The organism is Chryseobacterium sp. S90, assembly GCF_047444895.1.
In the GTDB taxonomy this organism is placed as follows: Bacteria; Bacteroidota; Bacteroidia; order Flavobacteriales; family Weeksellaceae; genus Chryseobacterium.
In genome coordinates this window covers 43,385-63,889 of sequence record NZ_JBLGCX010000004.1, presented here as the reverse complement: position 1 = coordinate 63,889, position 20,505 = coordinate 43,385, and the positions used below count along the sequence as shown (strand labels likewise).

General features: G+C 36.9%; 19 protein-coding genes. 16 read left to right on the top strand and 3 right to left on the bottom strand.

From position 1 onward, the window contains the following. Positions 1–44: 44 nt before the first annotated feature. Positions 45–6,923 (top strand): RHS repeat-associated core domain-containing protein, encoded by a 6,879-nt coding sequence (locus ACLMCG_RS12395; RefSeq protein ID WP_413959773.1) that lies wholly within the window; start codon positions 45–47, stop codon positions 6,921–6,923. A 3-nt stretch (positions 6,924–6,926) separates the two neighbouring features. After that, entirely contained in the window at positions 6,927–7,637 is a 711-nt protein-coding gene (locus tag ACLMCG_RS12390; RefSeq protein WP_413959772.1) for a hypothetical protein, read from the top strand. A gap of 110 nt (positions 7,638–7,747) precedes the next feature. Here ACLMCG_RS12390 and ACLMCG_RS12385 read toward each other — a convergent pair whose 3' ends face one another. After that, on the bottom strand, positions 7,748–8,695 hold the full coding sequence (locus tag ACLMCG_RS12385) for an NADP-dependent oxidoreductase (protein WP_413959771.1): 948 nt from the start codon (positions 8,693–8,695) through the stop codon (positions 7,748–7,750). Between the two features lie 120 nt (positions 8,696–8,815). Between ACLMCG_RS12385 and ACLMCG_RS12380 the strand changes: the two genes are divergently transcribed. The 12 genes from ACLMCG_RS12380 (at position 8,816) to ACLMCG_RS12325 (ending at position 16,578) form a co-directional block, all read left to right on the top strand. Then, positions 8,816–9,163, top strand: a complete 348-nt coding sequence (locus ACLMCG_RS12380; protein WP_142717382.1) for a winged helix-turn-helix transcriptional regulator — start codon at positions 8,816–8,818, stop codon at positions 9,161–9,163. A 324-nt stretch (positions 9,164–9,487) separates the two neighbouring features. Continuing rightward, a complete protein-coding gene (locus ACLMCG_RS12375; protein WP_413959770.1) occupies positions 9,488–10,042 on the top strand; it encodes a hypothetical protein in 555 nt (184 codons plus the stop codon). Between the two features lie 12 nt (positions 10,043–10,054). Further along, a complete protein-coding gene (locus tag ACLMCG_RS12370; RefSeq protein WP_413959769.1) occupies positions 10,055–10,699 on the top strand; it encodes a hypothetical protein in 645 nt (214 codons plus the stop codon). A gap of 12 nt (positions 10,700–10,711) precedes the next feature. Further along, a complete protein-coding gene (locus ACLMCG_RS12365) occupies positions 10,712–11,482 on the top strand; it encodes a sensor histidine kinase (RefSeq protein ID WP_413959768.1) in 771 nt (256 codons plus the stop codon). After that, positions 11,479–12,123, top strand: coding sequence for a response regulator transcription factor (locus ACLMCG_RS12360; RefSeq protein WP_142717386.1), 645 nt, complete (start codon positions 11,479–11,481; stop codon positions 12,121–12,123). The genes ACLMCG_RS12365 and ACLMCG_RS12360 overlap by 4 nt, the downstream gene beginning before the upstream one ends. 269 nt (positions 12,124–12,392) lie before the next feature. Further along, positions 12,393–13,238 carry a caspase family protein gene (locus tag ACLMCG_RS12355; protein ID WP_277693703.1) on the top strand — a complete coding sequence of 282 codons (846 nt, stop codon included), beginning with the start codon at positions 12,393–12,395 and terminating at the stop codon, positions 13,236–13,238. 74 nt (positions 13,239–13,312) lie between these two features. Beyond that, the gene (locus ACLMCG_RS12350) at positions 13,313–14,323 is read left to right on the top strand and encodes a trypsin-like serine peptidase (RefSeq protein ID WP_223598274.1); all 1,011 of its coding nucleotides are present in this window, start codon (positions 13,313–13,315) and stop codon (positions 14,321–14,323) included. Between the two features lie 196 nt (positions 14,324–14,519). Then, the gene (locus ACLMCG_RS12345; RefSeq protein WP_413959767.1) at positions 14,520–15,029 is read left to right on the top strand and encodes a hypothetical protein; all 510 of its coding nucleotides are present in this window, start codon (positions 14,520–14,522) and stop codon (positions 15,027–15,029) included. Next, positions 15,026–15,373 (top strand): tRNA-binding protein, encoded by a 348-nt coding sequence (locus ACLMCG_RS12340; protein WP_223598263.1) that lies wholly within the window; start codon positions 15,026–15,028, stop codon positions 15,371–15,373. The genes ACLMCG_RS12345 and ACLMCG_RS12340 overlap by 4 nt, the downstream gene beginning before the upstream one ends. A gap of 18 nt (positions 15,374–15,391) precedes the next feature. Continuing rightward, complete coding sequence (locus ACLMCG_RS12335; RefSeq protein WP_413959766.1) at positions 15,392–16,093, top strand: 3'-5' exonuclease; 702 nt, start codon at positions 15,392–15,394, stop codon at positions 16,091–16,093. A 3-nt stretch (positions 16,094–16,096) separates the two neighbouring features. Then, the gene (locus tag ACLMCG_RS12330; protein ID WP_047422116.1) at positions 16,097–16,423 is read left to right on the top strand and encodes an SUF system Fe-S cluster assembly protein; all 327 of its coding nucleotides are present in this window, start codon (positions 16,097–16,099) and stop codon (positions 16,421–16,423) included. An 11-nt stretch (positions 16,424–16,434) separates the two neighbouring features. After that, positions 16,435–16,578 (top strand): hypothetical protein, encoded by a 144-nt coding sequence (locus ACLMCG_RS12325; protein ID WP_167498823.1) that lies wholly within the window; start codon positions 16,435–16,437, stop codon positions 16,576–16,578. Positions 16,579–16,643: 65 nt separating this feature from the next. Here the strand turns inward: ACLMCG_RS12325 and ACLMCG_RS12320 are convergent, their stop codons facing one another. Together ACLMCG_RS12320 and ACLMCG_RS12315 are read right to left on the bottom strand one after the other, a co-directional pair. Continuing rightward, positions 16,644–17,480 (bottom strand): sulfurtransferase, encoded by an 837-nt coding sequence (locus ACLMCG_RS12320; protein WP_413959765.1) that lies wholly within the window; start codon positions 17,478–17,480, stop codon positions 16,644–16,646. 152 nt (positions 17,481–17,632) lie between these two features. Further along, positions 17,633–18,481, bottom strand: a complete 849-nt coding sequence (locus ACLMCG_RS12315; RefSeq protein ID WP_047422114.1) for a hydroxymethylglutaryl-CoA lyase — start codon at positions 18,479–18,481, stop codon at positions 17,633–17,635. A 188-nt stretch (positions 18,482–18,669) separates the two neighbouring features. Here ACLMCG_RS12315 and pepT point away from each other — a divergent pair, with 188 nt between their 5' ends. Further along, the gene (gene pepT, locus ACLMCG_RS12310) at positions 18,670–19,917 is read left to right on the top strand and encodes a peptidase T (protein WP_149387469.1); all 1,248 of its coding nucleotides are present in this window, start codon (positions 18,670–18,672) and stop codon (positions 19,915–19,917) included. 6 nt (positions 19,918–19,923) lie between these two features. Further along, positions 19,924–20,490 (top strand): hypothetical protein, encoded by a 567-nt coding sequence (locus tag ACLMCG_RS12305; protein ID WP_413959764.1) that lies wholly within the window; start codon positions 19,924–19,926, stop codon positions 20,488–20,490. The last annotated feature ends 15 nt before the right edge of the window (positions 20,491–20,505 follow it).

Here is a 20,505-nt window from a genome sequence, read left to right as displayed (position 1 = left end):
CCTGTGCTATTAATAGTATCGATATAAGATCATAATCAATTCATATGATAAAAAATATAAAATTTCTTGGAGTTCTTGCGCTTCTCTCTTTAGCACAATTTGTAGGAGCTCAGCAAGCAACATCTGTATCTCTTGAGTATAATACTGCAGGGTATAAAGAAAACCAGCAGAACTCTTCAAAGACCATTTCGACAGACTATTCTCTTATCCCTTCTATAAAATCAGAAATGTCTGTCAGCGAAGGAGGGTCACTTACTTATACTGTTCCTTTGGAAACCTTAAAAGGGTTAAATAATTTTCAGCCCAATACAGCCTTGGTTTACAATAGCCAGGCAGGAAACGGAAATGCCGGATGGGGATGGAGTTTCACAGGTCTTTCTATTATCAGCAGAGGAGGAAAAAGTCAGAATGTAGACGGGATCACAATAGGTCCGCAGTTTGATGACAATGACCCTTATTATTTAGATGGCCAAAGGCTCCTTAAAAAATCGGATACAGAATATGTTACTAAAAATTTCTCCAAGATTAAGATTACAAAATCCTCTGGAACATATAGTTTCATTATTCAGTATACGGATGGAAAAATTGCCTGGTATAATGAGCTTTCACCAGGGCAGCATTATATTGTAAAAATGGCGGATTCATTTGATAATGAAATCCATTACACTTATGTAATTACAAACAATACTCCAAGACTGGATAAAATATCCTATGGAGGAACAGACACCGGTACGGATAAATTTTATTTAAAAGTATTATACAAAGACCGTAAAAAAATTGCAAAAATTTATAGAAACGGGCAGCAGTATATCAACAGTAAAGTCATTTCTGAAATTGTCACTGGATCTACTTATTCCGGCGATTACAGGAAGTATACTTTCAGCTATGATTTTGTAGATGCGGACAGTAACGAAAGGTTACGTACCATCAATGTATTCAATGAAACCGGAGAAAGCCTGAGACCTCTCAACTTCAATTATAATTCTCCCAATTCCACAGGTACTGCTGAGGTAACAAAGCGTCAGCTTGCTACTACTCCTGCAAGTACTTATCGTTTAGGAGATGTAACTGCAGGTAACCTTTATAACAATAGCGGAAACGATATATTCTATGTATCAACTACCGTTACTGATTTCAGAAGCGGGCCAAACGGAGGTTTTGGCGGATCTACCCCTCCTCCTCCAGAGCCGGGTAGTATACGAAATCCTATATTTTATCTTAACAGCCCTTATGGCCAGATAACTCCCAGCACCTATGTTAATGCCCATACCAGAATCTTTACGGGAAAAACATTAATTAATGACAGTAAAATTACAACTAATGACCAGCTGATCATTGTCAATACTATTTCCAAAACACACGAGTCCTTACAGGGACAGATAGAAATCCGGGACTTCAAAACAGGAAAAACAAAAGTTATTTCTGGTGGTCCTTCTATCCCATGGATTAGCAGCGGTTTTCAGGGACAGCAAACCTATACATCTCCTCCCAGAATAGCCCAGAAAATGTTTATTCCGGGGGATTTTAATAATGACGGTCTTTTCGATCTTATTTATATCAGCGGAAATACACAGGCTAATCAAAAAATCTATTTATATGAAGTAGGTAAAGAAACCGGGGATGTCATTACACGAAAGGAGTTTGCAGTAACCTCTCTTCTGCTTACAGAAGACAATTACAGACTTTTGGAAATGGATGGTGACGGAGTACCGGAAATTATGATTATATCTGGTAACCAATATGGTATTTATAAGATCAATGTAAATGATATGACCATAAAACCATATGGTGATATTGCAGGACAGTCTTCAACAAATATTTTAAATGATCTCAGCTATAATAGTGACGGAAAACTTATTACTCCTATTCTTTTAGGAGATTTCAACGGAGATGGCCTTACGGATTTTGTGACTCCACAGTTTGTATTTAATACTATGAATCCTTTCTCAAAACTAAGGATTGCTATTGAAAACACACCGCAATTTATATGGTGGATGTACACTTCGGATGGTAAAAAATTTATCCCGAGCCAGCTTGATCTTACAGCTCAAAAACTAGCGTATATTAAACCTTCACAGGATGAAACAATTCCTAAGCAATCCGGATGGGACTTATTTTTATGGGGACCTGACAACTCAATGAAAGGGTTTGCCGTAGGAAATGTAGTTGTAACAGACATCAACAATGATGGGAAATCTGACCTTGTCTCCATCACAAAGTTCGGTAAAATACAATATAATGATCAGAACCCTTTGATCAGCAATTTTACCTATGAAAATATTGGTGATTTATATACCGAGCAGGTATATACACACTCCTGCTATAATGCTACTGCACAAGCTGTACCAGCCATATATATCAACGCTCAACAGGGATATAAATGTTTGGTTCCCGGTTTTCCTCAATATGTAGGGCCAACGCATTTCAGCATTACCAATACAGATGTTCCGGGAATCTACATGACCCTGCTGCCTGGATTTAATAAGGTTAAATTCTTTGTCAATACTACAGATAACAACGGAAATACCTCGTTTACCAAGCTAAATCAGGAAATTGATTTAAAAGACGAAAAAATAACCCCGTTCTCTCTTTTCACAGTTTCTGATGAGGTTAATTTCTTAAATACCTACAAGACTTCTATCAGTAATTTTGACATCACTACCGGGTCTGAATTTAAGATCACATTCAACAACAATAATTTCCTGGAAAAACAAATTCAGGAGGTGAATAACGGTTCTACTGTTATGCAAAAAGTTGAATACCGCCAGATGATGAAACTTGATACGAAAGAAGAGATCTGCTACGTACACAAGGATAATGATTTAAAATATCCATTATATACCCATCAGACCAACGGAGCATTATATCTGGTTAATAAGATTCATACTCTTTTCAGTGGAAAAATTCTTTCAAAAGAATACCGTTATGAAAATGCCATACAAAGTCTTGACGGAAGAGGTCTTTTAGGATTCCAAAAAACCTACGTTTCGGACGGATATGAATCGGTTTTGCAAAATGGAAAATTCAGAAATAAAAAGCTTGCTAATGCTCTTTTCTGGACAGTAAATACCAAAGATCCTTTATTAGATAACGTCCTATTAAAAACTACTTACGGAGGAATCTCCAAGTTTTTAACAGAAACCAATTTCATCAATCAAAAATTCATAAAAGGAAATCAGAGCCTTATTCTCAGCACAGAGGAAAGAACTACTGATAACCTTAGAAACATGAATGTCATTAAAAGATATACCTATGATGAAGCCGACGATCTTAAATTAAAGAAAACATGGATCAATTATGGTGATTATGCGATAACACATTCCAACTTTACTTATCAGCCGGAATTCACGAATGGTCTTCATTATTTCTACGGGAAAATCAGTGAACAGGTTAATAATTCTTTTAGACAAGGTGATTTGTTTACCGCAAAAGAAGTAAGTACTTACTATCCAACAAATGGATCAATCAAAGAAATTCAGAAATTCAGCCAAAATTCTCAGTCTTTAAATAAGAGCTTTGTCTATGATAATATTGGGAATCTGAAGCAGGAAACAATTTCTTCCGCAGGAATTGCCTCTCAGACTACTACATATGATTACGACTCAACAAATCGTTACCGAACTTCTACAACAACACCTGATGGCTTAATAGCTTCCACGGTAGTAAATACAATAGGAAGACTTTTAGAAGAAACAGCCGCTATTGGAGGATTAAAGACTTATTATACTTATGATGGCTGGGGTAATATCACTTCATTTACTGATTATCTGGGTAAGAAAACTACCATCAGTAAATCTTCTGCTTCAGCAATTCCGGGAGGAATTTATCAGATCTCAAAAAAGAGAGAAGGAGGAGTAGAAACGATCTCAGCATATGATGAATTCGACAGAGAAATACAAACCAAAACCCAGAGTACAAATGGTAAATGGATTGTAAAAAAGAGCGAATATGACATTTTCGGAAAATTAATAAAGAAATCTGAACCTTTATTTGAAGGCGAGCAGACGAAATGGAATACAATAGAATATGATGCCTACAACAGAGCGGTAAAGCATGTAACTTACACAGGAAAAACAGTTATTACCTGCTACGAAGGATTAAAAGTAACCGTTGATGATGGCCATAAAAAAATATCCAAAACACTGGATCCTTTCGGTAACACGATTGTTCAGCAGGATCATGGTGGAACAATTAACTATACCTATTACCCTAATGGATCTTTAAAAGAAACCAACTATGAAGGCAGCAAAACCACTTTCGAAATTGATGACTGGGGTAACAAGAAAAAAATTGTAGATCCATCCTCAGGTACATATACCTATCAATATGACATTCTGGGAAGGTTACTTCGTGAAGACAATCCTAAAGGGTATACCGTATTACAGTACGATGATTTTGGACAAACTATTTCAGAAAAAACATACGGTAAAACCCCGGCAGAAAATACTTCTATAGAAAAGTTCTATCAGTACAATCCAACGAGTAAGCTTCTGGAAAAGATCTATGGAACAAGCAACGGAAAAAACTTTGCCTATACCACAGAATATGACCAGTATTATCGTATCAAAGGAAAGAAGGAGGAAACTCCGGAGTTTATTTACAGTAGTAACCTGACTTTCGACACCTTTGGAAGAGTAGATGAAACAGCTATTTCTGCCGTATGGAATGAGAATGCCTATACAACCACCTCAAAAACAAAGAATGTATATGACAGTAATGGTATCCTGACACAGCAGAACGACGTTAACGCCAATAAGATGATATGGCATACATCTTCGGTGAATGCTTTGAATCAGGCTACACAAATGGAATATGGCAATGGTTATATTATCAATAACTACTACAGCCCGCAGGATGGAACTCTTCTTAGAACGAATCATGCTAAAGGAGGTCTGATTGCACTGGACATGATGTATGATTTTGACGTCAATAAAGAAGTTTTAAGGTCCAGAAACAGCAATGATTTTGGAAAAAGTGAAACTTTTGAATATGACAAATTAAACCGACTATTAAAGGAAACAACCAATGGCACTGTAACCAATCAGTATTCTTATGATAAAAGAGGAAGAATGGCTGCAAATCTTGACCTTGGTTACTATAACTACAATGGCGAGTTTGATTATAAACTAAACAATATCGCTCTTAATGCAAATGGTCAGCAAGTAAATGCGAACCGAGGTTTTGCCGAAGTAACATACAATGCATTCAATTCTCCATTAACAGTTAAGGTTCCTAACAAAGAAGATTTAAGTTTTGAATACAACTTAATGAAATCAAGATATTCAATGATTTCAGCAGCTTCAGGAAAAAGAAAATATTATTCTGCCGACGGTGCCATAGAATTTACAAGAAGATCTGGAAAAGGGGGTGGCACACTGCAAATCGTTACCTATATTACAGGAGATCCTTATTCTGCAAATTATATTAAAAAAGATGTTGTAAGCTTTTTGAACGGATCTCAGGAGTCTCAAAACTACTATCTGCATCGTGATCATTTGGGAAGTATTTTAGCCATTTCAAAAGATGATGGTTCTATTGTTGAAAAACGATTCTTTGATGCGTGGGGAAATCTTAAAGGATTGATGATGGGTGGACAAATTGTAGACCTGCAGCAGTTCAATGGGGAAACTCTCCTTATTGACAGAGGATATACCGGACATGAACATCTGTGGAGAGCCGGGCTTATTCATATGAATGCAAGGATTTACGATCCTATCATGAGAAGATTCCTTAGTCCTGATACTATTATTCAGGATCCTTTTAATACACAGAGTTATAATAAATTTGGTTATGTAACCAATAATCCTTTATTGTACACTGATCCAAGTGGAAATATAGGATTAGGTGCCGTTCTTATCATTGCTGTAGTAGTGTCTGCCGTAACACACGCTGTCATCAACACCATCAATGGAGTTCCATATTGGTATGGTATGGGACAAGCCATTACAACCGGGCTTGCAAGCGGTATCATCAGCTTTGGAATCGGAAGTGTCGCCACCTCTATATTTTCACAGACTCTGACCGTCGGTAAGGCTGCCTTCCAGGCGGGGATGCATGCTTTGTCAGGAGGAGCAATGTCCGAAATAGGCGGAGGAAAATTTATTTCAGGATTTATGAGTGGGGCTATTTCTTCTGTAGTATCCAGCGGAGTACAGGCATTAGGCGAGTCAGGATATAAATTCTCCGTTGAAGGGAATTCTATTTCGATCAGTTCTTTTGGTTCCAGAAATGTAGGATTATTAAAAGCTCTAATGCTTGCTTCAGGTGGTCTTTCCGGTGGTCTTTCCTCTTCCATTGCAGGAGGTAATTTCTGGGATGGCCTAAAACAGGGATTATTAACCTCCGGGTTGAATCACTTAGCTCATGAAGGAGCAGAAGCTGTAGATTGGAAAACCGCATCTATGGATATTGCTGCTGATAAGCCGCAGACCGGTGAAACAGATTGTGTGCCTACGGTAGCAAGGGCCGCAGCAAAATATTTAGGTATAGATCTTGATGTTTCTGTTCAGCAAAAAGCAGCCAATGAATCTGGAGGAGTACGTGCCGATCAAACCAAAGAGTATTTCGAGAAATTCGGATTGAAAGTAGATGCCCTATATGAAGCTAAAGCAAAGAACGACTATTATTTCCATTCCGGAATTCCTTCAGCATTGACAAAACAGGCTGTTAAATTCATTGTGGAAAGTTTACAGTCAGGTCACCCTGTATATCTTGGTTTCAGCACCACAGAAGCAGCCGGAAACAGACAAGGGCACGCCGTTCTGGTTACTGAAATAAAATATAGTGAGGATTTTTCAAGAATGAAACATATCAACTTTTTTGATCCGTATTCAGGAAGAAGCAATGGCCAGCTGAATAGCTTCCAAAACACGTATAATTTATCAGAAACTGTTTATAATATATTCTCACTTTCAAAACCATAAAATATGAAAAATATGATTGTCTTATTTTCTTGTTTATTGATAAGCTCTTTTAGCTTTTCACAAGATAAAACAGACACTATTGTCTATAAATACAACAAAGAGGAATATAATAAAGCGGCCCTATCATATGTAAGAAAAATGATAGATGCTAATGTAAAATATGGAGAAAATAAAACAGGCTTGATAACAAATATGGATCATGTTGAAGTTATCATTCACCCTGTTTTCCAATTTAAAAAAGAGATTATTGAGAATGATGGGAATAAAAACCTCCTGCAGCTCATTGATTTTAAAAATACTCCAGAAACTCAGCTTTTTGATGTTTACTATAAGGAGAAATTTGTATATAGCTTTAAGCTTCCTGATGAAAAGAATGATAAAGCTGAACATGGAGACCGTAAGAGCCTTACCGGATACCTTTCCATAGACAGTAAAATGCCTGAAAATGGTCCGCTGGATTATACATATGCATTCAGGAATTATTTCTCTTTTTACATAGACAAGCATTATTGCGCATTGATAGATGATAAAATAGTTGTTGTTTCTTCTGTTGCAATACCGGCACATATAGAGATTCAGGATTTCAATTCCTACTTTTATCCTGAATTGAACTATCTAAAAGCCGTCGCTAAAAATATCAAAAATCCAAGCTACGAAACTTTTATTTTAAAAAAAGCCATTCCCCCGGCTATTGTAAAGGTTATCTCTCAATAAATAAAAACCAGGATTATTTCCTGGTTTTTTATTTTAAAGGATCTTCGACAGGGATACTCTTTTGAAAATAAAACAGGACCAGAAATTTCTTTCCGGTCCTGTTTTTATTGCTAGAGGTTTACAATCACTTTTCCGGCAACACGGTTGGTTTCAACCTCCAAATGTGCTATAGCAATGTCTTCAAACAGAAATGTTTTATAAACAAATGGTTTCAATACTTTCTGCCCCAATAAGCCCGCAATTGCTTCCGTGGTTTCTTTTTTAGACTGCACCATCATAAACTCAATATTCACCTTTTTCTGCCCGGCTCTGTCTGCAACATCCTCAGGAATCTCAGGAGTAGGAAGCGTTATGATAATTCCATTCTCTTTTACAACATCTACCGAATCAGATAACGTTTTTCCCTGAAGGGTATCAATCACGATATCTACATCCTGCACTTTTTCATGAAAGTTTTCCGTTGTATAATCAATATGCTCATCAGTTCCAAGCGATAAAACAAAATCCCTGTTTTTACCGGATGATACGCCGATAACATATGCTCCGAAATGCTTCGCAATCTGAACAGCAAAATGGCCAACACCACCTGAAGCTGCATGGATCAGAACTTTATTTCCTTCTTTAATTTTAGCAACATCTACCAGTGCCTGATAAGCTGTTGAAGCCGCCATTGACGCCGCTGCCGCCTGCTGATGAGTAATATTCTGAGGTTTTAATGCCAGATGAGCCGCCGGAGCCGCAACATATTCTGCATACGCGTTTCCCCTTCCAAAAAAGTTAACCATCCCGAAGACTTCATCTCCTTCTTTGAAATCAGTTGCGTTTTTCCCGGTTTCCACGACTTCTCCCGAGATATCCCATCCCAAAATAGCAGGTCTTTTTTCTTCAAAAATCCAATTCAGAACTCCTTCATAAGCTCTGGATTTTACATCTACAGGATTAATGCTTACAGATACTACTTTTACCAATACCTCATCATTTCCTATTACAGGTTTTTCTATTTCTGCAAATTGAAGATTTTCAACACCTCCTGCTTCGTTTAAAATAACAGCTTTCATTTTTTTTAATTTTAATTGTTGAACAAATGTAGTCTCATCATATCTTTACAGCAAGTATGTACTTTTTAGTAATCTACATACCAAAAACATACTAATACTGATTATCAAACCATTGAAAAAATGTTAAAAATAAAAAAAGTCACCAATGAGCCATCCTGTCCTGTTGACTACGCTTTTAAACGGATTGGAGGAAAGTACAAAGGCCGTATTTTATGGTATCTTCATCTGAAGACGATTATGCGTTACGGCGAACTTCGTAAAACACTTTCTGACATTACCCCTAAAATGCTTACTCAGACTGTCCGGGAGCTGGAAGATGACGGACTCATCCACAGGGAAGTCTATCATGAAGTTCCTCCGAAAGTAGAATATTCTTTAACGGAAACCGGTGCCGAACTCATCCCTTTTATTGATTATCTGAGACTCTGGGGTGAAAATCAGATTGAAAAAGAGAGAATAAAAGGCTAAATGGAGACCCGTTTCAGTCAGAAAACGGTTACTGTGATTTTATGTATTGTTCGTTTTGCTGCAGCATGATATTGTCTTTGTCCTCATATTTTCAATGATTAATATTTTAATTTCCATATAAACCATGAATGATCATCATGGTTTTAATTTTATGTATAAAGAGACACCACTGGATATTTTTAATTAAAAAAACAAACCAGCAATTCATATTCATCTGAATATCAAAAAGTCGTAAATTTAGTAAAGGATAAAAACAGTGTTTTCACCCTTTTTTATAGTTGTGCCGTTAGCTAATTTTGTTCCATAAAATTAAAAACCATAAAAATGAAAACTTCCTTTTTTACTAAGACTTTAAGTTTGCTCTGTGCAGCATTTATTCTAACACTCTGTTTATTAAGCTGCACCCGCTGCTCTGAATCTCCTCAAGAACCCGTTAGTAACAGTTATAAAAAGAAACTGATCAGCTATCGTGAAGGCCGGGTTCTTTTTGATGAATACACCAGAACCAATCATGAAATTCTCATGAAGTACAGAAACGGAGAACCAGACTCCCGGTGGTACTGGTTTTCACTGGAAGACATGGAAGGATATATTAAGTATGTAAAAGAAAATGCAAAAAAACAGAAATTAAAAAATCCGGGAATCAGGATCTATATGGGAAAATATCCTATAAATCATCCTAAAAACAGAATGGCAAAACCGGAATATGCAGGTTATCAGACTATATTTTTAGTTCCTACTGCCCAAAAAAGAGAAAGAACCAATGCAATGTCCAGATCAGCCACCACTGAGGAAAATACAGATGTACCATCCATAGAATCTATGAACATGACCAATCTGGCGCCTCCTCCAAAAACCTTGTCAGGAACAATGCCTTAAAAACACAAAATTATGAACTGGAATATTGAAACAGGGAAACAGATATCGATGATCCTATCCATCATAGTCATGCTTTTAATGGTCATAAAATATAGAAAAACCGGAAAGGAAAATTTATTTTTTATTGTTGGATATCTGTTGTTTTCCCTGATCGATATTTTTTGTTATTTCTACTTCGACCTGACCAGGCTGCCTACGGACATATTTTATGTAATTGGTTTTTTGATGATTGTATTCTTTTTGTACTTATTTTATTATTACCAATTATTATATGTTCCGGTGCTCAAAAAGATACAGACCGTCATTCTGGCTCTTTTTGTCCTTAATATTGCTGTAATGTTTTATACAGAAGATGATCTGCTCCATCATTTTTCTTTTAATATGCTGTATGTAGATATTCTTTTGTTGTTATTTTCAATTATTTTGTTCCTGTACCAAACCTTTAACTCTGATAAAATACTGGAAATCAAAAACTATTTACCATTCTGGATATCAGTGGCTTTACTGATCTTTTTTATTGGAAGTATTCCGATACTCTTTTTCAGAACTACTGTTTCGGAGACTATATATTTCTTCATTTTATTTATGCTGAATCTGATCAGTAACGGTATACTCATCTTAGGTTTAATTTGGAACAAACAGGAGAAAATCAGATAAAACTTCTTAGATATGGAAGAGAATAATTTGGTCATCATCTTTACAATTACCTTATTTATCGTTGTTTTGACAATGATCTTCATCTATGCTGTTTTCATCAAGAAAAAGACAACATTGCTGATAGAACAAAAGGAAAAAGATCTGCGTTTTGAAAAGGAGCTTGCCACTTCTCAGGTAGAAATGAAGGAACAGACCCTGAATTATATCGGGCAGGAATTACATGATGATCTGGGACAAAAACTTTCTGTTGTACGTCTTCGTCAAAATCAGCTGATTACCAAATTAAAAAACAACGAAAAAGAGGACCTGATTGAGCTCAATGAACTGTTGGGAGAATGTATACAGGATATAAGAAACCTGTCTAAAACATTAATTACTGAACAGATCATTCATTTCGGACTGGCAGAATCTGTTGAAAGAGAAGTTCATAGGATCAAAAAACTGAAATTATTAAAAATAGAATTCATTACTCAGAAACAGGACATTGATATTTCCCCAAAACATGGGTTGATTCTCTTCAGAATTATCCAGGAAAGCATCAACAATATTCTAAAACACTCCAAAGCCAAAAATGTTACCATACAAATGGAAGATGACTGTGAAAAATTACACATCAGCATTTCCGATAACGGAAAAGGCTTTGATACAAGCATTATTCAGGATGGCTCAGGATTAAAAAACATGGAACTGAGAGCAAAACTGATTCATGCCGAACTTTCTATACATTCAGAATTAAATAAAGGAACACAAACTCTGATAACCTATCATAAAAATTTATTATGAAAACTATTCCCATAGCGATCGTTGATGATCATACTTTAATTTCCAAAGCCTTGGAAAATATGATCACAGAAAACACTCAATATCGGGTCATTATGAATCATCCCAACGGAGAAGAATTTATTGCAGGTGTGGAAAAAGCTTCTGAATTACCCGCCGTAGTCCTGATGGATGTTAATATGCCTTATAAAAATGGTATAGAAACTACAGAATGGCTTACCGAACATTACCCCGATATCAAAGTCATTGCCCTTACCATGGATGATGATGAAAAAGTTCTTATCAGAATGCTTAAGGCAGGTGCTAAAGGGTATTTACTGAAAGATATGCAGCCTTCTATCCTTTTCCAGGCCATAGAAACTGTATTTGAAAAAGGGAGTTTCTATACTGATTTTGTTGCCCAGAAATTATTGAAAGTAAAAACAGAAGAAATGAAAAACGCTTCTCTTCTTTCTGAACTGAAAGACAGAGAGAAAGAGTTTATAAAGTGGGCTTGCAGTGAACTTACCTATAAAGAGATTGCCGACAAAATGTGCCTGAGTCCGAAAACTATAGATGGCTACAGAGATTCGGTTTTTGTAAAACTGGATATAAAAAACAGAGCAGGTCTGGTACTTTTTGCCTTAAAACATGATCTTTGTTGATTGAATATTCTCATTTTTAATCTTATTTCTTATACTATAAAATAAACATCTTTACATTCTATTTACGTATCCGGCAGCTTTTCAAGCTGCCGGATTTTTCATTCATAACAACCTCACAAACAGACAAAAAGGTGTTTTACCTTTTTCAAAATACGGTTTTCTCCTCTGTTTTCGTCCTGCAGAATAAAGGAATTTTGTCATAAAAAAAAACAGAAAGGCAGAACCCGAAAAGCCGAAACAGAGTAGGGAATATTTTTAAAACTAATACAATGAAAAAAGCACTTATCGTAGGTATTAATGATTATGCACCCATCGGATACGGAGGTCCGGATCTTAATGGCTGTGTAAATGATGCAAGAGATATGGCAAATACATTGGTTATTTGTGGTTTTAGCCCGGCAAAGATTAAAATCCTGACCAATCAGAATGCCACAAGAGCGAATATATTAAACTATCTGAAATCCATGATCAGCACAAGTGTAAAAGGAGATTCTCTTGTTTTTTATTATTCGGGACACGGAACCAGAGTGGCTAATATCGGATCGGATCTGGAACTGGATGGTCTGGACGAAGCTATTTGTCCACATGATTATGCCAATAACGGTGTTATTCGCGATGATGATTTTAAAACAGTTCTCAGCAAACTGAAAGCGGGAGTCAATATGGAAGTGATCTTCGACTGCTGTTATTCCGGAACAGGAACCCGAAAAATGGATCTGGGACTGGAAGCGGATCTTCTCAACGAAACCGCCCGTTATATTCCACCAATGCTGGAAGATGAATTTTACCTGACGTATGCCAGTGAAATGGAAACTTCTAAAAGTTCAAAAAAATCAACTGTTCTTACTAAAGCTCTTGTTCCTGTGGCCGGAATGAATCATACTTTATGGGCTGCAGCTAAAGACAATCAGGTTTCTATGGAAGGGAATATCAGCGGGCAGATACGGGGATATTTCACCTATCATTTCTGCAAAATATTACGTGCAACCAATGGGAATATTGTTAGAAAAACACTTGATAAACAGGTTGCTATTGCATTGGCAGCTATGGGAGCAGCGCAAATCAATCAGACAGAAAGCATCACTGCAGAATTTTCACAAAAAATATTCACTTAATCATATCATTATTAGAGGCGGAATCCGAAAAGCCATTAAAAGAGTAGGAAAACACTAGATTAAAAATAATAATCATGTCAAAAATCGAAAACAACAACCCAATGACAGCAGAAGAAGTTTTAAGACTTAGAACTGTTAAAGCAAAATCAACTGAAAAACCAGAAGCAGTTGAAAAATTATTTAAGCAGGCTCCCGCTATGGAAACCATCAACGGAAGAACTTTTCCGAAAGGGATGAAAACAATAGGAATGCCTATGGATGAAAAAACAGCGGAAATCCGAGCTCTGGAAACTGATCATTTCTATCCTACCCATGCTGATTTTGAATACAATCCAAAACTTGAACCGAAAAGAGACCGTAAACCAAAATTCATTGACAGAGATTCTTTCCTGACGCCGGAAAATGCAAGAACTATTTTTGGAGCAGATCAGAGAAAAGTATATAATTCTACCGCCTATCCATGGAGATGTGTTGGCAGAGTGGAAAGTTCTTTAGGCTCAGGAAGCGGTGTAATGATCGGACCAAGACACCTTCTTACCTGTTCTCACATTGTTGACTGGCAACCTAATAACACTACAGGATGGCTGAAGTTTACACCTATGTATTACAACGGAAGCGCTCCTTACGGAACGGCCTGGGGAACATTGACTTATTACAAATATAAAGTGGCAGGCCCATCTATTGATTCAACAGAGATACAATACGATTATGTAGTGATTGTATTAGACAGACCTATCGGAAACAGCACAGGCTGGTTAGGATCAAAATCATATTCTGATTCATGGGATGGAGGAGCTTACTGGACTCACGCAGGATACCCGGGAGACCTTACAGGGACACAAAGACCAACGTACCAAACAGGTATCGCACTGGATGGAGATTTCTGGAGTGCCGATGACAACGAAAGCATGAGCCATAAAGCAGATATCTGGCCTGGACAAAGCGGAGGTCCTTTTTGGGGATATTGGGACGGCTCTCCGTATGCTGTAGCTACTCAAAGCGCGCATAATCCAAGTGATAATTTTGCAAGTGGCGGCTCAGATTTAGTTAATCTGGTCATCAGAGCGAGAAATGAACATCCTTAATTTATTTTTTTTAGTTTAAATCTATAGCCTGCCTTTTGGGGTGGGCTTTTTTATTTATGATTAAATACGTCTAAAAGGATATGACTAATTCTAATAATTGTTTTTATCCTAAATTTCTTCCAATTTTAAAGCATTTTTAAGTAATCAGCCTTAGTATTCTCAATATTTTAATACATTTGTTTAAAACATACTTCAGATGAATTTCGAACAGATCAACTTACACCTTGAAGCTTATAAAGAACATGATCAGATTCTGGATGCAGCAAAATATCTGATCCATTCTTTTGATCTGGAGCATGAAAACTTTGCAGGGTTTGGCTTCAGAGAAGAACTTTCTCCTACCTCGATGCTTCTTACCGCAGAAGGTGAATTGGGAGGACCGCAAACAGTCATGATCCCACGAAATTTATTTGATTTTGACCTGAACCTTGTCCTTAATATGGTGGCTCATGAAATGCTTCATGTAAGACAGAAAGCCCCTGGGCATGTAATTGAAGACAAAAATGAAAGAGAATTCCAGGCCTATTATGAAATGCTTTTTCATAAAGTCTTTCCACAGATTCCCGAGGTTTCGGATTTCCATAAAAAATTCTTTGGGGGAAAAGCCTTGGAATATTACAGAAGAATGGGTGAAGGTTCAGAACTACAACAAAAATATGCAGAACAGAAAACAGAAGTAGAACATTTAATCAACGAATTACCATGACAATAAAACCAGATATCACCTGGGCTGATTTTGAAAAAATAGATATCAGATGTGGGACTATCCTTTCAGTAAATGATTTTGAAAAGGCCAGAAACCCATCTTATCAGCTGGAAATAGACTTTGGAGATTTAGGAATCAGAAAATCCTCTGCACAAATAACCTCTCTTTATGAAAAAGATGAACTTATCGGAAAGCAGATCTTAGCGGTAGTCAATTTCCCTAAAAAACAGATCGCCAACTTCTTCAGTGAGTGCCTGGTATTGGGATTATATGGTGAAGACAAAAAAGATGTCACTCTTTTAGCCCCTTCATTACCTACAAAAAATGGAATGCAGGTAGGATAGACAGCAAATAAAACACATATGATACAAAACATCCCTTTAGAAAGAGTTTTATTCCTTGATATTGAGACCGTTCCACAGGCAGAATCCTGGGACAACTTATCTGAAACAGAGCAATATCTGTGGGATAAAAAGACCAAATTTCAAAGAAAAGAAGACATCTCCGCAGAAGAGTTTTATGACAGGGCCGGTATTATGGCCGAGTTTGGAAAAATCATCTGTATCTCCATCGGAATGCTTGAAAAGAATGAAACTCTTAAAATAAAAAGCTTTTCCGGGCACGATGAAAAGAAAATGCTTCAGGAATTTGGCGAAATCTTCAACAGTCCAAGGCTTCACAATGTTATTCTCTGTGCTCATAATGGAAAGGAATTTGATTTCCCATGGATTGCCAGACGATATCTTATCAACGGGATCCTTCCGCCGGCTCCGTTTCAGATGTTTGGAAAGAAACCCTGGGAGGTTCCTCACATAGATACGATGGAACTGTGGAAGTTTGGGGATTATAAAAGTTTTGTATCACTGGAATTACTGGCTCATGTCTTTGGAATTCCCACCCCGAAAGATGATATTGACGGCTCAATGGTTTCATCAATTTACTACATAGAAAAAGACTTGCAGAGAATTGTAGACTATTGTGAAAAAGATGTCTTAACTTTGGCAAATATTTTCCGGCGCATGCGTCAGGAAGATTTGTTGAAAAGGAATATCAATCTAGATTAAAAAATGAAATTTACAGACGATCAAATTGCTGACATTGGTGAGGAAATCATTGGTGTACTGAAAACCGTATATGACCCCGAAATTCCGGTAGATATTTACGAATTAGGACTGATTTACGATGTTCAGATCTCCGATGATGCTGACGTAAAAATTATAATGACCCTTACTACTCCCAATTGCCCTGTTGCAGAAACTCTTCCTCAGGAAGTAAAGGATAAAGTGGCTGAAGTAGAACATGTTAATAGTGTAGATTTAGAACTTACCTTCGAACCGAGCTGGAATAAGGACATGATGAGTGAAGAGGCGAAGTTTGAATTAGGAATGCTATAACTCAGGAAATAATGGCAAAGAAAATTGGAGCGATAGTTCTTGCTTTTCTCGGTATTTATATGCTCTATTTAGGAGCTCAGATGAAAGCACAGCCTCCTTTTATCACAGGAATCGGTTTCATCATTATTTCTCTGTTTCACTTGAGTAAAAAATAAGTACAACATAACATGTACCCATAAAAAAGGATGTCTTATCGGACATCCTTTTTTATTTTCTATAACTATAATTCTTTTGCTATTTCTTTTCCTTCTCTCCTGCTCCATTCGCTCCAAGAGCCTACATACAGATCCGGCATCGGGAACCCTGCATAATCCAGCGCTAAGATCGTATGACATGCAGTAACACCTGAACCACAGTGAATGATCAGATGCTCAGGTTTCCCCTCTAATAACTGGCTGTATTTTTCTTTTAAAATTTCCGGACTCAGGAAATTTCCGTTCTCGTCAAGATTTTCAGAAAAAGGAATATTGATTGCTCCCGGAATATGCCCGGCAACAAGATCAATCGGTTCAGATTCACCTTTATAACGATAGGCATCTCTTACATCAACAACAGTTGAAGAATCGTTTTTAAGTTCATTTTCAACAACTTCCAAACTGGGAACTGGAAGAAGCCATCGATCCTTTTTTATTAAAGAAGCTTTATCAAATATCTCTTCTCCTGAAGAAAATTCCAGTTCGTTTTTTTCTGCAGCCTGCATTCCACCATCAAGAACCTGAACTTTTTTTAATCCGAAAGATCTTAACATCCACCAGGCTCTTGCCGCTGCATTTGAAGCATTTTTATCATCATACACAATGATGTGAGAGTTTTCAGCGATTCCAAAACCTGAAAGTGTCTCAGCAAACTTTTCTACGGAAGGAAGCGGATGTCTGCCACCCAAAGCTGCATTCTCTCCTATTTCAGCCAAATCTTTATCCAGATCAATGAATCTTGCTCCTTTAATATGTTTTTCAAAGTAATTCTGCTTTACATCTTTTCCGGTTCTTGCATCAAGAATGACAAGATTTTCTGTCGGAAGGTTTTTTAAATCGGATGGAGAGATAATTGGAGACATTTTGTTGATTTTGGGTTTAAGATTAATATGTTTTGGCTGAAGCCAATTGTATTTTAATATAGTAAAGCGGGCTAAAGCCTGCTCCTATTAATATGTTTTTCTCACATATTTTGAAATTTGAGCAGACCTCTTTTTCTCTGTGAGATTTATTCTTAAAAATGAAAAATATCCTTTGCTTTATTGTAAGAGCTTTCAAAGTTCAGGAGATTCAGCTTATGTTCTGCTTTTTCAACGCTCATAAAATTGATCACCTGTTCAGTTGGCATATTTCCTACAAGATCATCTTTAGCCATAGGGCATCCTCCGATACCTTTGATGGCACTGTCAAATCTTCTGCAACCTTTATCATAAGCCGCTTTTAATTTTGAATAAGAATCTTCATAACGGTTATGAAAGTGTCCTCCGAAGTTAATTTCAGGGTATTTTGAAGGTATTTTTTCAAACAAAAGAGCAATCGTTTCGGGAGTTGCCACTCCGGTAGTATCTGACAATAAAATATCTTTCACTCCGATATCTGAAAATCTCTGTGCCCACTGGTCAACATCTTCCCACTTCCACATTTCACCATATGGATTTCCAAAAGCCATAGAGAAATAGATATTAAGTTGTTTCCCTTCACTTTTTACCAGTTCAAGCATTTTAATGATTTCATCAAAAGCTTCCTCCTGACTTTTATTGGTATTTCTGTGCTGAAAAGTTTCGGAAATAGAAAACGGAAAACCAAGAATATCCACTGACTGGTGTTTCAATGCTTTTTCAGCACCTCTGTAATTGCCGATAATTGCGGAAACTTTAGTTTTGGAGCGTGATTTGTCTATATTTTCGGCTACCTCATCAGAATCAGCCATCTGTGGAATTGCTTTCGGAGAAACAAAACTCAGACAATCCAATACATCAAAGCCAACATCCATCAAGGAGTTGATATAATCTATTTTTTTATCGGTAGGGATAAATTCTCCCCATCCCTGCATGGCATCTCTAGGACATTCGGTAAGAAACATTGTTACTTTTTGATTTTCTCAAATATAATAAAACTAAACTACTTAGTATACTGTACATACAAAGCTAACATTATTTTGATTTTCAAAGTTTTATCTCTGATTAATAATTTCAATAACTGATATTAAATCGCAAATAACGTATTCTCAGCATCAAATTTGCTAACTTTGTTAAAATTTATGATTATCTGATGAGTACAATAGAATTCAACCCATTGTGGAAAGAAAAATTACTGAACCGTTTTCTTAGCTATGTAAAAATATATTCAACCAGCGATGCAGAGAGCGAAACAACACCTTCTACTCCTCGCCAGTGGGATATTGCCAATTACATTACTGAAGAGCTGAAAACCATCGGTCTGGAAAATGTTTCAATTGATGAGCATGGTTATATTATGGGATATGTTCCTTCTAACCTTGAAAATGATGACAGACCTACCATCGGATTTATTTCACACTATGATACTTCACCGGACTTCAGTGGAGAAAATGTAAAGCCTCAGGTTTGGGAAAATTATGACGGAAATGATCTTCTTTTGAACCAGACTACGGGATTCACATTATCCCCTTCAAGATTTGAAAGTTTAAAAAAATATATTGGACAGACGTTAATTACTACTGACGGTAATACGCTTCTTGGTGCTGATGATAAAGCGGGTTGTGCAGAGATTGTAACGGCAGCGGAATACCTTATCGCTCACCCTGAGATCAAACACGGAAGAATTGCTATCGGATTTACTCCGGATGAAGAGATCGGAAGAGGAGCACATAAATTTGATGTAGCTAAATTTGGCGCAGAATGGGCTTACACCATGGACGGTGGAGAAGTTGGAGAATTGGAGTATGAAAACTTTAATGCGGCGGGAGCTGTGGTAAAAATCCACGGATTGAGCGTTCACCCGGGTTATGCTTACGGAAAAATGATCAATGCAGCGCTTTTAGCGGCTGAGTTTGCTCAAATGCTTCCGGCTAACGAAACGCCTTCAACAACAAAAGGTTTTGACGGATTCTACCATTTAATGGATATCACGGCAGATATTTCTGAGGCTAAACTTCAATACATTATCCGTGATCATGATGCAGATAAATTTGAAGCCAGAAAGAAATTCATGGAAGGGAAAATCGCTGAATTCAATCAAAAGCATGGTGAAGGAACTGCTGAAGTGGAGATCAAAGAGCAATACAGAAACATGAAGCAGCAGTTTGAAGGCAAAATGCATATTGTAGATCTTGCCGCAAAAGCAATGACTGAAGCTGGTATTGAACCTAAGATTAAAGCAATCAGAGGTGGAACGGATGGTGCTCAGCTTTCTTATATGGGACTTCCATGCCCGAATATTTTCGCAGGAGGAATCAACTTCCACGGACCATACGAATATGTAGCTCTGGAAAGTATGGAAAAAGCAACTGAAGTAATTATTAATATTGTAAAAGCTTAATAAATCATGAAAAAGGTCTTAGCATCAGCATTCATTTTCACTTTTATTTTCGGCAGTGCCCAGATTTCTGAATTTCAAAGGGCAGATTCACGCTATGAAAGAAAGAAAACGGCTCTGTATAACAAATATCCTAAGCCTAATGATTTAAGAACGAAGAAAGAATGGCTTTTGACAGAAGATAAGATAGCGGCTTACAAAGATGCTTTGGATAAAGCTTCTCTTGAAGATCAGAAAATGATCGCTGCAGATCCTCCGTCAAAAGTAAAAGTCACTAAAGAAGCTGAATATGATAAAGGCAAAGCAGGCTTTCAAAAATTATTATATGAAGCTGTGGAACTTGATTTTTTAAACTTTTCTCCGGATACCTACAAAGCAACAATCACTTTTGTTGTTGATTCTAAAGGAAATGCTCTGGATCCTAATGTAAAAGGAAATAATGAAGATGTAAATGCATTTATTGAAGCGGCTTTTTACCGTATGGAAGATAAAGGCAAGTGGAAACCGGCAGAAGACAAAGGAAAACCAGTCTCGTCAAATGTTTCTGTTCCTTTAACATTGACTTTTAAAAAATAATACACAGAACCCGCT